The organism is Nesterenkonia lacusekhoensis, assembly GCF_017876395.1.
Classification (GTDB): domain Bacteria; phylum Actinomycetota; class Actinomycetes; order Actinomycetales; family Micrococcaceae; genus Nesterenkonia; species Nesterenkonia lacusekhoensis.
This window is the reverse complement of the sequence record NZ_JAGINX010000001.1, coordinates 2,487,981-2,500,392: the sequence shown is the minus strand read 5'-3', so window position 1 is coordinate 2,500,392 and position 12,412 is coordinate 2,487,981. Positions and strand designations below refer to the sequence as shown.

At 66.5% G+C, this 12,412-nt stretch carries 9 protein-coding genes; 6 read left to right on the top strand and 3 right to left on the bottom strand.

The annotated features are described in order from the left end of the window. Position 1: 1 nt before the first annotated feature. A complete protein-coding gene (locus JOF45_RS11860) occupies positions 2-1,477 on the bottom strand; it encodes a glycosyltransferase family 87 protein (protein ID WP_210050457.1) in 1,476 nt (491 codons plus the stop codon). Between the two features lie 71 nt (positions 1,478-1,548). Between JOF45_RS11860 and JOF45_RS11855 the strand changes: the two genes are divergently transcribed. Further along, complete coding sequence (locus JOF45_RS11855; protein ID WP_210050443.1) at positions 1,549-2,634, top strand: inositol-3-phosphate synthase; 1,086 nt, start codon at positions 1,549-1,551, stop codon at positions 2,632-2,634. 54 nt (positions 2,635-2,688) lie between these two features. Here the strand turns inward: JOF45_RS11855 and JOF45_RS11850 are convergent, their stop codons facing one another. After that, complete coding sequence (locus JOF45_RS11850) at positions 2,689-4,113, bottom strand: CCA tRNA nucleotidyltransferase (protein WP_210050435.1); 1,425 nt, start codon at positions 4,111-4,113, stop codon at positions 2,689-2,691. 101 nt (positions 4,114-4,214) lie between these two features. On the opposite strand from JOF45_RS11850, the gene JOF45_RS11845 reads away from it, so the two are divergent. From JOF45_RS11845 to trxA, 5 genes are all read left to right on the top strand, one after another. Continuing rightward, the gene (locus JOF45_RS11845) at positions 4,215-4,784 is read left to right on the top strand and encodes an NUDIX hydrolase (protein WP_210050433.1); all 570 of its coding nucleotides are present in this window, start codon (positions 4,215-4,217) and stop codon (positions 4,782-4,784) included. Positions 4,785-4,807: 23 nt separating this feature from the next. Beyond that, positions 4,808-6,586: a murein biosynthesis integral membrane protein MurJ gene (gene murJ / locus JOF45_RS11840; RefSeq protein ID WP_210050431.1), complete on the top strand. Its 1,779-nt coding sequence runs from the start codon at positions 4,808-4,810 to the stop codon at positions 6,584-6,586. Positions 6,587-6,625: 39 nt separating this feature from the next. Continuing rightward, positions 6,626-8,671 carry a hypothetical protein gene (locus JOF45_RS11835; protein WP_210050428.1) on the top strand — a complete coding sequence of 682 codons (2,046 nt, stop codon included), beginning with the start codon at positions 6,626-6,628 and terminating at the stop codon, positions 8,669-8,671. A 140-nt stretch (positions 8,672-8,811) separates the two neighbouring features. Next, positions 8,812-9,795 carry a thioredoxin-disulfide reductase gene (trxB, locus tag JOF45_RS11830; protein WP_210051472.1) on the top strand — a complete coding sequence of 328 codons (984 nt, stop codon included), beginning with the start codon at positions 8,812-8,814 and terminating at the stop codon, positions 9,793-9,795. 17 nt (positions 9,796-9,812) lie between these two features. Continuing rightward, on the top strand, positions 9,813-10,139 hold the full coding sequence (trxA, locus tag JOF45_RS11825; RefSeq protein ID WP_210050426.1) for a thioredoxin: 327 nt from the start codon (positions 9,813-9,815) through the stop codon (positions 10,137-10,139). 121 nt (positions 10,140-10,260) lie between these two features. On the opposite strand, the gene JOF45_RS11820 is transcribed toward trxA, so the two are convergent. Then, positions 10,261-11,661 (bottom strand): ParB/RepB/Spo0J family partition protein, encoded by a 1,401-nt coding sequence (locus tag JOF45_RS11820; RefSeq protein WP_210050417.1) that lies wholly within the window; start codon positions 11,659-11,661, stop codon positions 10,261-10,263. Between the last annotated feature and the right edge of the window lie 751 nt (positions 11,662-12,412).

The following is a 12,412-nucleotide window of genomic DNA, read 5'->3' as shown; positions in this document are numbered from 1 at the left end:
ATTACACAGAGGTTAATCCGCCCGAGCGCACCGGATCCCGCTGCGGGCGCCATACGTCGAGGATCACCTGGACCATGAGGTATCCGGTGGCGGCGAACTGGGCGATCACCGCCGCGGCGAAGACCCCCTCCCCCAGGGTGTGCTGCGGAAGGGCCTCAGGCTGCCGGCCCAGGAAGTACATCCAGATGGCCCAGAAGTGCAGGACCTGGAAGGCCTGCCAGATCAGCGCATCCCGCCAGCGCGGACGGGCCAGGGCGATCAGGGGGATCAGCCAGATCATGAACTGCGGCGAGTACACCTTGTTGAAGATCATGAACGCGGCCACGATCAGCAGCAGCAGCTGGACCATGCGCGGCTCCTCCGGGGCCAACAGGCCCAGAGCGAGCACGCTCAGACAGGACAGCAGAAACAGCGTGAAGCTCCAGAAGGAGACCTGGTCTGCGCTGAGGCCCTGGCCATCAGCCAGGAGCCAGACGTGCCAGATCGAGGAGTTGCCGGCCCCACGCTCGGCCGAGAAGCTGTAGAACTGCTGCCAGGAGTCCCAGCTGGCGAGCATGGCCGGCAGGTTGATGAACAGCCAGCTGCCTCCGGCGCCGGCGGCGGTCAGGCCGAACTCGCGCAGACCGATCCGTCCGCTGCTGGCGCGTCCGCCCAGCATGCCCCGTCGGCTGAGCTCATGCCGCAGCGCGAGGACCAGGACGGCTCCCAGCAGGAACAGTGGGAAGATCTTGAAGGAGACCCCGACTCCGACCATCACCCCCGCGCCCAGGTGTCGGCCGCGCACGTGGAGAAGCACGGCCAGGGCCAGGGAGGCGGTGGCCCAGAGGTCCCAGTTGATGCCGGCTCCGAAGAGGATGGCCGGAGACAGGGCCACGATGGCCGCATCCCAAGGCCGGCCCCGGGCGGAGGGGCCGGCGTCGCGTCCGGCGGTGCGCATCACGGTGAGCACCAGGACGATCCACACGGCGGCTGTGAGCAGGAAGCTGATGTCCCAGTGGAGCAGCTCGGTGCGTGCGCCCCAGTAGCCGACGGAGAGCGCATCCAACCCGTGGGTGATCAGTGCGGCGACCGCAGCCACCAGGCCGGTCAGCACCGGGTACTCGAACCGGTGCTCCCCGGAGAAGGGGGCCCAGGGGTTCTGGTCCAGCTCGCGGGCGGAGTAGAGCGCGGCGACGTCCGAGTAACAGCCGTGCAGGTTCATCCCGTCCCCAGCCCAGCCGTTGACCCGGCACCACTGCATGGACAGCGCAGAGAGCAGGATCATCGCCACAGTCATGGCCACCAGGACCCGGGGGACGCTCCAGAAGCGCCCGGCGCCGCCGGCTCCTTCCGCACCGCTCAGCCCTGAGGCCGTGCCGGGGTCGGAGCTCCTCAGGCGGCGCCCGGTCGGCCCGCCGGCACGCTCGCTGAGGTGCGCGACGAGAGGGTCGTCCTGGGTGGGTGCGACGACCCCGTCTCGAGATATGGTCCTCGTCACCAACCTGGGGTCTCCTCGATTAGAGTGAGCCTCATCCGAACGCCTCCGACCTATTCTCAAAGGAGATGAGCTTGGCCTCAAACCCTATCCGTGTCGCGATCGTAGGTGTGGGAAACTGCGCCTCCTCCCTCATCCAGGGAGTGCAGTACTACAAGGACGCCCCAGACGATCAGCAGGTCCCCGGACTCATGCATGTCCGCTTCGGGGAGTACCACATCGCCGACATCGAGTTCGTGACCGCCTTCGACGTCGACGCCGCCAAAGTCGGCCTGGATCTGTCGAAGGCCATCGAGGTCTCGGAGAACAACACCATCCGGATCGCCGATGTCCCACCCACCGGCGTGGAGGTGCTGCGCGGCCCCACCCTGGACGGACTGGGCCGCTACTACCGGGAGATGATCGAGGAGTCCCCGGCGCAGGCCGTGGACGTCGTCGCAGCTCTGCGGGAGGCCGCCGTGGACGTCCTGGTCTGCTATCTGCCGGTGGGCTCCGAGGAGGCCGCGAGGTTCTATGCCCAGGCCGCCCTGGACGCCGGCGTCGCCTTCGTCAATGCCCTGCCGGTGTTCATCGCGGGGGTGCCCGAGTGGGCTGAGAAGTTCGAGCAGGCCGGAGTCCCGATCGTCGGCGATGACATCAAGTCCCAGATCGGGGCGACGATCACCCACCGGGAGCTGGCGCACCTGTTCGAGCGGCGCGGTGTCATCCTGGACCGGACGTATCAGCTCAACGTCGGCGGCAACATGGACTTCAAGAACATGCTCGAACGCGACCGGCTGGAGTCCAAGAAGGTCTCCAAGACCCAGGCCGTCACCTCCAACACCTCAGCGGACCTTCAGGACGGGGACGTGCACATCGGCCCATCCGACTATGTGCAGTGGCTCGATGACCGCAAATGGGCCTATGTGCGTCTGGAAGGCCGCAACTTCGGCGATGCTCCGGTCTCCATCGAATACAAGCTGGAGGTCTGGGACTCTCCGAACTCTGCCGGGGTGATCATCGACGCCGTCCGCGCGGCGAAGATCGGACTGGACCGAGGCATCGGCGGTCCGCTGACCTCCGCCTCGAGCTACTTCATGAAGTCCCCGCCCGAGCAGCTCCACGACGCCGAGGCCCACGAGGCGGTGGAGGCCTTCATCCGCGGAGAGGTGGAGCGCTAGGAGCCGGGCTCGACCCTCGCCCGCTCTGGCCTGCTCAGCGCTGTCGTGCCCAGTTCAGTCTTGTTCCGCCCACCACTGCTTGAGCAGGGCCGCTGCTTGTTCCTCCGCCACCGGACCGTTCTCCATCCGGTGCTCGAGCAGGAACTTGTAGGCCTTGCCCACCGTGGGTCCGGGCGGGATCTCCAGGATCGACATGATCTGCTGACCATCGAGGTGCGGCCGGATCTTATCCAGCTCCTCCTGCTCGCGCAGTGCGGCGATCCGGTCCTCCAGATCGTCATAGGCGTGGTCCAGCCGGGCGGCCTTCTTCCGGTTGCGGGTGGTCACATCTGAGCGGGTGAGCCGGTGCAGGCGCTCCAGCTGGTCTCCGGCGTCGGTGACATAGCGGCGCACCGCAGAGTCGGTCCACCCCTGGTCTCCGTAGCCGTAGAAGCGCATATGCAGCTCCACCAGCAGGGTGACCGCCCGGATGGTCTCCTTGTCGAAGCGCAGCGCCTGCATGCGCTTACGGGTCAGCTTGGCACCGACCACATCGTGGTGACGGAAGCTCACCCCGCCGCGGGCCTCGAAGCGCCGGGTCTTGGGCTTGCCCACATCGTGCATCAGGGCGGCGAAGCGCAGGATGAAGTCCGGGCCGGGGACCGGGCCGTCGGCGTCGGTCTCCAGGTCAGCGGCCTGCTCCAGCACCTTCAGCGAATGCTGATAGACGTCCTTATGTCGGTTGTGCTCATCATCCAGACGCTTCAGCGCAGGGACCTCTGGCAGCACGATCTCGGCCAGGCCGGTCTCCACCAGCAGGTCGACGCCGGCGCGCGGGTGATCACCGATGATCAGCTTCACCAGCTCCTCACGCACCCGCTCGGCGGAGACGATGGAAATCCGCTCGGCCATCGCGGTCATCGCCCCACGCACCCCCTCAGCCACGTCCAGTCCGAGCTGGGAGGCGAAGCGGGCGGCCCGCATCATGCGCAACGGGTCATCGGAGAAGGACTCCTCCGGCGTCGCGGGGGTGCGCAGCTGCCCGGCGTAGAGATCCCGGACCCCGCCGTGGGGGTCCACCAGCTCAAAGCTGGGCAGCTTCAGCGCCATGGCGTTGACGGTGAAGTCGCGGCGGACCAGGTCATCGCCCAGATCCCGGCCGAAGCGCACCTCGGGCTTGCGCGACTCCGGGTCATAGGCCTCGGCCCGGTAGGTGGTGACCTCGATGGTGTCATCGCCCTTGCGGATGCCGATGGTGCCGAAGTCCCGGCCGATGTCCCAATGAGCATCGGCCCAGCCGGAGACCGCGGAGATGATCTCGTCCGGCCTCGCGTCCGTGGTGAAGTCCAGGTCCGGGGAGGTGCGGCCCAGGAAGAGGTCACGCACCGGCCCGCCGACCAACGACAGTTCGAATCCGGCGGCGGCGAAGACTTCGCCGAGATCGACGACGACATCCGACAGCCACGCGCCGTCAGGGAAACCAGAGGGAAGGTAAGGCATAGCCTTCTCAGTTTCCCACACAGCCGGATCCCGCTCCCCCGCCGCTGGTCAGCGTGGACCCTGACACACCAGCGTTGCCTGCGCCGATTAGAGTAGTGGGTATGACCAGTTCGGGAACCGAGGGTGAACGGCAGACGCCTCTGACGGCGTCGATCAGTGCTGCCCGCACGCCGTCGCGCTCCTCCCGCCGCGCTCCGGTGCCGCACCCGCCCCGAGCCCGGGGTGCGCTGCCCACGGTGGAGGAGGTCAGCGCCGGAGGCGTGGTCATCCGTCCGGCCCCCCAGGGCTTCGATGCGGCCATCATCGCCCGCTACAACCGTGGCGGCCGCATGGAATGGTGCCTGCCCAAAGGCCACCCCGAAGGCCAGGAGACCCACGAGGAGGCGGCGGTCCGCGAGGTCGCCGAGGAGACCGGCATCGAGGGCTCCATCCTGACCAGCCTGGGCAGCATCGAGTACTGGTTCACCGTGCCCACCCATCGGGTGCATAAGACGGTCCACCACTTCCTGTTGGAGGCTGTGGGCGGTGACCTGACCACAGAGAAGGACCCCGACCACGAAGCCGTGGACGTGGCCTGGGTGAATCTGGACGAGCTGGAGCGCGTCCTCTCCTTCCCCAACGAGCGCCGGATCGTCAGCCTCGCCCAACAGGTCATCCAGGACTCGCTCTGACGTCTCCGCTATAGTCCTCCCCGATGACACAGACTTCCCCCTCAGCCCGGACGGCAGCGGATCAGCAGGATCCCGACGCCGGCCGAGCCCCCGACGCCGCAGCCGACCCGGACTCCCACCTGCCCAAGAACGGCATGGCCAAAGCAAGCGCCGTCATGGCCGCAGGAACGCTCCTCTCCCGCGTGCTGGGCTTCGTCCGGACCGCGCTGCTCGCGGTGGCGATCGGCCAGACCACGCTGATCGCGGATGTCTTCGAGAAGGCCAACACCATCCCGAACGTGATCTATCTGCTGCTGGCGGGCGGCATGTTCAACGTGGTGCTGGTTCCCCAGCTGATCAAGGCCGCCAAGCGTCCGGACCGCGGCGCCGACTACACCTCCCGGCTGCTGACACTGACCACGGTGATCCTGGCGGTCTTCACACTGCTGCTGACGGTCATGGCCTACCCCATCGTCATGACGCTGACCCGCGGTTGGACCGAGCCCATGCTGGTCCTCGGTGCGGCCTTCGCGGCCTGGACCCTGCCGCAGATCTTCTTCTACGGGCTCTATGCCGTCGTGGGCCAGATCCTCAACGCCAATGCCCGATTCGGCTGGTACATGTGGGCTCCGGTACTGAACAACATGATCGCGATCACCGTGATCATCAGCTTCATCATCACCTTCGGCAGCTACTCCGCCACAGATGATCAGATGGTCGAATGGACCACCCAGCAGACCATCTGGCTGGCCGCCGGACACACTGCCGGCATCGTGGCTCAGGCGCTGCTGCTGCTCTGGCCGCTCTCCAAGCTGGGCATGAAGATCCGGCCCAAGTTCGGCATCCGCGGCATGGGCCTGAAGACCACCGGCAAGATCGCCGGCTGGACCCTGGTGGCCATGCTGATCGGCAATGTGGCCAACCTGCTCTACTTCCGACTGATCTCCGGCGCCACCGCCGGCCGCCAGGAGGTGGCGGCCGAGGGCATCTCCCCGGCCTCCATCCCCGGTGAGACCTCAGCGAACATCGCCGAGCTGATGGTGATCCTGCCGCACTCGGTCTTCGTGCTCTCCATCGCCACAGTGCTGTTCAACCAGCTCTCCCGGTCCATGGACCTGGGCCACCTGGGACGCGCCCGCGAACTCATCAACGAGGGGCTGCGGATCTTCGCCATCCCGGTGATGTTCTTCATGATCGCCATCCTGGTGGTGGCCGGGCCGCTGGGGCGCATCTTCGGCGGCTCCGCGGCCGATGCCCACCTGGCCGGCGCCGCGGTGGGGCAGCTGCTGGTCCTCCACGCCCTGGGCATGCCGTTCCGTTCGGCGAACTTCTACCTGCTGCGCGTCTTCTACGCGGCAGAGGACGCCAAGACGCCGATGTTCATCTACGCCATCATCGCGGCGGTGGGCCTGACGGTCACCCATATCTCGGCACAGATCCTGCCCAGCTATCACGTACCCTTCGTAGTGGTGGGCATGTTCAGCGTGCTGCACATGCTCCAGTATGTGATCTGCCACGTGCTGGTGGTCCGCCGCTGGGGCGGCTTCGGCTTCGGCACCGTGCTGGCCGCCTACTCCCGCTCGGGCGCCGCAGCCGTGGTGGCCGGCGTCGCCGGTGCCGCTGTGCTGTGGCTGCTGGGCGGCTACACGTGGGGCTTCGCGTGGGACTCGATCGGCAGCGCGCTGCTCAGCTGTGCCGCGGTCGGGCTGGTGATGGCCACCGTCTTCGTGGTGATGCTGCGCAGCCTGAAGGTGCGCGAGTTCGATGACTTCATCCAACCGCTGGCCCGGCGGATCCCGGCTCTGGGCAGGCTCAGCCGGTAGGCTGTGACCGGATATCCCAAAGAACTCCCAGGAGGACAAGTGGCGCAGCCGTTCGGCGTCGGCGATGTAGTGGGTGGGCGATACCGCATCACCCACCATGTGGTGACCTCGGCGGATCAGGACATCGTCTTCCAGGCGACAGACGAGGTCCTGGACCGCGACATCAGCATCCTGCTCGCCTCCAGGGCCAATGCCAAGCAGGTGGCGACTTCGGCGAAGGAGCTGGCCACCGGGGAGCGCGATTCCGCCGTCCAGGTCATGGACCTGGGGCTGGCCGAAGACCGCACCTATCTGATCTCCAACCAGGTCGATCCCAACCTGCTGCTGGACCTGGTGGTGCCCGACGCCGCCCCCTACGTGGAGCCGTTCTTCACCGACTCGCTGGGCCAGGAGATCTTCGGCCAGTCCCGTGTGATGGAGCCGGAGACCTATGAGGACGACCTCGAGTACTACGCACGCCTCCACGACGGCTTGAACGAGGACACGGGCACCGAGCAGCCCGAGGAGGACGGCAAGCCCCGACGCCGCCGCCCCGCCTTCCTGGACAAGGTCTCGGACTCGCTGAACAAGCGTCTGGGCACTGACCGCGACGCCGACCGCATCCTCCCCGCATCCCCGGGCCAGCAGGCCGAGGGGCCCGCGGCCGCCGCTGCTGGTGTTGGTGCTGGGGCTGGCGGGGCCCTCGGTGCGTTGACTCTGCAGTCGGATATGGAGCTGGTGGAGGTCAGTCCGGCGGCTGACGGCCAGGAGTCCTTCGAAGCCGCGACAGACCCCTCTGAGCCCTTCTCATCACGAGCCGACGCCGCCGGGGCTGCGGCTGCTGCGGGTGCCGCTGCTGAAGATGCCCCTGGAGGTGCTGCTGCGAAGGCCAGCCAGGATGCTCCCGAGGGTGGCACCTCCGAGGAGCAGGACGGCGAAGTGGTCGAGGCGATGCCCTCTGTGCCCCTGGACACTGTGGCCGCGCAGGCAGCCTCGTCCGGCTCGCCCGCCACGCAGCCGCAGGAGGCTGAGGACGAGCTGGACGACGGCGAGGAGGTCGTCGACGATCCGCCCGAGGAGCCGGTGGCCGAATACGACCAGCGCCCCGCTCCGACTCCGGCCGATGCCGCCGGCCTCTCCGGGGACCGGGAGTCCGAGGCTCTGGCCGGACTGAAGTCCATGGGGTCTCAGGAGCGCGACGGCGGCCGCAATGCCCTGGGCGCCACCGAGGACGCCAGCAGCTTCACCGGTGTGATCAGGGCGGTTCCCCCACAGACCCGTTCCGCCTTTCCCGCGGCCTCCGGCGCCGAGGAGCCGCTGACCGTCGCGGCCGGCGAAGCCGGCGCTGGTGCTGATGCCGGCGGGCTCGGTGAATCCGGTGCTGGTGGTGCCGGTGCTGGTGGCGCTGGTGAGGGTGCCGACTTCCAGGATGAGAAGCCCACGCCCCGCCGCTGGCTGGGGATCATCAGCCTGGCCGCGATCATCGCTGTGATCGCAGTGGCCGCCTTCTTCGTCCTCACCGACGGAGAACCCGATGAGACGGCCCAGGAGGGCTCTGCAGAGGACGAACAGAGCCCTGAGGCTGAGGAGCCGCAGGACGGCGAGGAAGGCGCTCAGCAGGGCGAGGAGCCGGCTGAAGAGGACACCCCCGTACCGGCTGTGGCCGCGGTGACCCGCTCGGTGCCGGACTCTGCCGATCTGGGTGCCGGCAACGACGCCGACCTGTCCGCCATCCACGACGGCGACACCGCGACGACGTGGAACCCCGGTTCCTACGGCACCGCATCATTCGGCAACTTCGCCTCCACCATGTACCTGGTCATGGAGCTGGAGGAGTCTGCGCCCGTCTCCGCTGTGACCGTGACCCAGGAGGGCGAGACCTCCGGGGGCACCTTCGAGGTGCTGGTCAACGACCAGCCCAACACCGACGGCGCGGAGACTGTGGGCAGCGGCAGCTTCGAGTGGACAGAGACCACAGTGGAGCTGGACGAGGGCGCCGAGGGCCAGTATGTGCTCATCGCCATCGATGAGCTTCCTCAGCACACTCCGCCGCAGGTCGCGGGCCTGCCCTACACGCTGAACCTCGCTGAGATCTCCGTGGAGTGAGACTCCCGGCCCAGACCCTTCCGCTGAGAGGCAGACCTCCTGCGGAATAGCTGCATCCTCTTGGTAGTTTCAGTGTGCAGAACTCACACAGAGACGAGGCTGCGGCCCTCTCCCCCGACGACATCCCGAAGGACTCAGACGTGACCGACCAGCTGCCCGATCAGGTCCATGACGTGGTCATCGTAGGATCCGGCCCCGCCGGATACACCGCCGCCGTGTACACCGCCCGCGCCAATCTCAATCCCGTGGTGCTGGCGGGCTCCGTCACCGCAGGTGGCGAGCTGATGAACACCACCGACGTCGAGAACTTCCCCGGCTTCCCCGAGGGCATCATGGGCCCGGAGCTGATGATGAACATGGAGCAGCAGGCCCGGCGCTTCGGTGCCGACATCCGTCATGAGGATGCCGCCGAGGTGAAGCTGGACCTGCCGGTCAAGGAGATCACCACCGCCTCCGGCGATGTGCTCCACGCCCGCACCGTCATCCTGGCCACCGGCTCTGCCTACCGTGAGCTCGGCGTCCCCGGGGAGAAGGAGCTCTCGGGTCACGGCGTCAGCTGGTGTGCCACCTGCGACGGCTTCTTCTTCCGCGAGCAGAACATCGCCGTGGTGGGCGGCGGCGACTCCGCGATGGAGGAGGCCCTCTTCCTGACCAAGTTCGCCTCCAAGGTCACGGTGATCCACCGCCGCGACGAACTCCGCGCCTCTCAGATCATGGCGGACCGCGCCAAGGCCAACGAGAAGATCGAGTTCCTCTGGAACACGGCAGTCACAGCGGTCGAGGGTGACGGCAAGCTGAACCAGCTCACGTTGCAGAACCTGGTGGACGGCACCGAGTCGACACTGGATGTGACAGGACTGTTCGTGGCGATCGGTCATGACCCGCGCGTCTCCCTCTTCGAGGATCAGCTCCAGCTGACCGAAGACGGGACCCTCTGGGTGGACGGCCGCACCTCCAAGACCTCGCTCCCCGGCGTCTTCGCCGCAGGCGACGTGTTGGACCCCACCTATCGTCAGGCCATCACTGCCGCCGGCTCCGGCTGCGTGGCGGCTCTCGATGTCGAACACTACTTGGCTGCGAACACCACCACGGACGCAGCAGAGACTTCAGTATTCACCTCCTGAACGAAAGGAAAGACACCATGGCAGAGCTCAAGAGTGTCACTGACGCAAGCTTCGATGAGGATGTCCTCCAGGCCGATAAGCCCGTGATCGTGGACTTCTGGGCAGAGTGGTGTGGCCCGTGCCGCATGCTCACCCCGATCCTGGAGGAGCTGGCCACGGAGAACCCCGACAAGATCGAGGTTGTGAAGGTCAACGTGGATGAGAACCCCGCCACTGCGGCGAAGTTCGGCATCACCTCTATCCCGGCCGTCTACGGCTTCCAGGGTGGAGAGCATGTGAAGTCCTCCATCGGCGCCAAGCCCAAGCAGGTGCTGGAGCAGGAGTTCGCAGACTTCCTCGCCTGAGGTTTCTCGGGTTACGAAAAGGCGCTGGGCAAACCCCCTCCCTCTTAGGGGTTTGCTCAGCGCCTTTTCTGTGTCCAGAGGCGGGTGAGCCCAGGTCTAGGAGTCTGGGGGCTCCTCGCTCTTATCTGTTGCCGATGAGCTCCATCAGGCGGTGGAGATCGTCCATAGATGCGAAGTCGATGGAGATGCGTCCCTTCTTCGCCCCCAGACTGATCTTCACCTGCGTGTCCAGACGGTCGATCAACGCATCAGAAAGCTCGGCCAACTGCTGCTGACGAGCTGTCTGCGGCGTCTCCTTGGTGTCACGTGAAGCTTTCTGCTGCTTCTCCCCCTGGTTGATGAGGGTGACGGCCTCTTCTGTGGCCCGGACCGACAGTCCTTCGGCCACGATGCGCGCGGCCAGCTCTTCGATCTGCTCATCGTCTTGGAGTCCCAACAGGGCACGTGCATGCCCGGAGGACAGCACTCCGGCGGCCACCCGCCGTTGCACGGTGGGAGGGAGCTTCATCAGGCGCAGAGTGTTGGAGATCTGCGGGCGGGACCGGCCGATCTTCGTGGACAGCTCGTCCTGGGTGCAGCTGAAGTCATCGAGCAGCTGGCGGTACGCGGCGGCCTCTTCCAGGGGGTTCAGCTCGGAACGGTGGATATTCTCCAGGAGTGCGTCCCGCAGCAGGTCATCGTCCTTGGTGCTCCGCACGATCGCGGGGATGGTCTCCCGCTCTGCCACTTTGGATGCCCGCCAGCGACGCTCACCCATGACGAGCTCGTAGGTGTCATCTCCCAAGGGCCGCACGACGATCGGCTGCAGCACGCCGATCTCGCGCACAGAGTGCACCAGCTCGGCCATGTCTTCCTCATCGAACTCTGTACGAGGCTGGCGGGAATTGGGTTGGATGCTGGCGACTGGCAGGGAACGGAACTCCGCACCGTCCACCGCTCCCCCCGTTTCACGTGAAACGGCGTCCGTCCATGAGTGGTCCTCCGCCTGCTGGGGAGCGGGCGCGATCACAGCGTCCTCAGCTGCAGAGCCGGAGGTGGGCTGCTCGGCCGAGCCCGCCGAAGGGGCACTACTGCGGCGCTGACCCAATACGTCGGGCATCTCTGCTCGCTTACCCTTGGCGGCGGTGCGAGTGCGCGGCACACTGGAACTCTTCGCTGCGGCGTCGCGCGTTTCACGTGAAACCGTCTGAGTCCCGATATTCGACTTGGCCGAGAAGAAGACGTCGATCGGGCGACCCCCTGCTGCCGCCGGAGCAGGAGCGTCGGCAGATTCACCGGAACCGCCTGTTTCTCTCTCCTGCTGAGTGGTTTCACGTGGAACGGTGCCCTTCTTGGGACGACTTGCCACGCCCTTGGCGCGCTCCTCCAGTGCAGCTGCCGATTCCACCATCTGATCAGTGGCCGTCTGCTCAGACTCCGCAGCCACCTGGGCAGCTGCGCCTGAGACCTCTTCCTCTTCGGCGTCGGTATTGATCAGTGCACCGAGCCCCCGGCCGAGACCTCGCCGCTTCCGCTCTGCCATCGCATTTCCCCACTTCCACACACGCAGCTCTCGCTGCAGGACGAACAGGTTCGATTCTACGTAGTCTCCCTGGAAGGAGAAGCCCTCTGATTCATCCTGTACGTGAGACTCTGTATCCTGCAGCTGAGGCTGTACTGCGGGGCCCACGTCTGATCCGAGCAGCACATCACGTCGAAACCCGCGGTGCTGCCTCGTCGTGTTCCGGGGCATCGGCCTACGCTCAGCCCCTGCCGCGATCCGTGTACGCCCCTCGGAGTGTGGATCAGGCGGTGGGCGGCCAACACCCTCGGACACCCGTGCACGGTTCCACTATCCCGTCCCCTGCGCTGCATGCTGCAGGAAGGGGTGGCAGTTCCACGTGAAACACCAGCTCTGCGAGCAAACCGTCCCAGGCCGTCCCTTCGCTCCGCCGTTCAACAGCCCGTTCCACGTGAAACCAATTGTCGACGTCAACTCGGATGCCCACCAGTACAAGCCCCATCGGCCGCACCCGCCACGCGCCTGCGGCGGGGCGTCCCACGTGAATCACGGGTCCACCAGCCTCAGACTCGTGATCGGTGAACCTGCCCCCTATGGAGACTCCCCCACAACCTCGCAAGGACCTCCCTTCGGCGCAGCACTGCACGCCCGCGACTCGACTGTCCGAACCACCGTTCCACGTGAAACATGGGACATCCCATTGGCTTCCGATCCGTAGGCGTCAGCGTCCCTGCAATCGCCATCGGTTGAGGGTTCCACGTGAAACGTCGAA

What these genes read in the sequence shown, in the direction of transcription:
- JOF45_RS11850 (WP_210050435.1), bottom strand. Translation starts at nt 4,113, where the DNA reads ATGCCTTACCTTCCCTCTGGTTTCCCTGACGGCGCGTGGCTGTCGGAT.
- JOF45_RS11845 (WP_210050433.1), top strand. Translation starts at nt 4,215, where the DNA reads ATGACCAGTTCGGGAACCGAGGGTGAACGGCAGACGCCTCTGACGGCG.
- murJ (WP_210050431.1), top strand. Translation starts at nt 4,808, where the DNA reads ATGACACAGACTTCCCCCTCAGCCCGGACGGCAGCGGATCAGCAGGAT.
- trxA (WP_210050426.1), top strand. Translation starts at nt 9,813, where the DNA reads ATGGCAGAGCTCAAGAGTGTCACTGACGCAAGCTTCGATGAGGATGTC.
- JOF45_RS11820 (WP_210050417.1), bottom strand. Translation starts at nt 11,661, where the DNA reads ATGGCAGAGCGGAAGCGGCGAGGTCTCGGCCGGGGGCTCGGTGCACTG.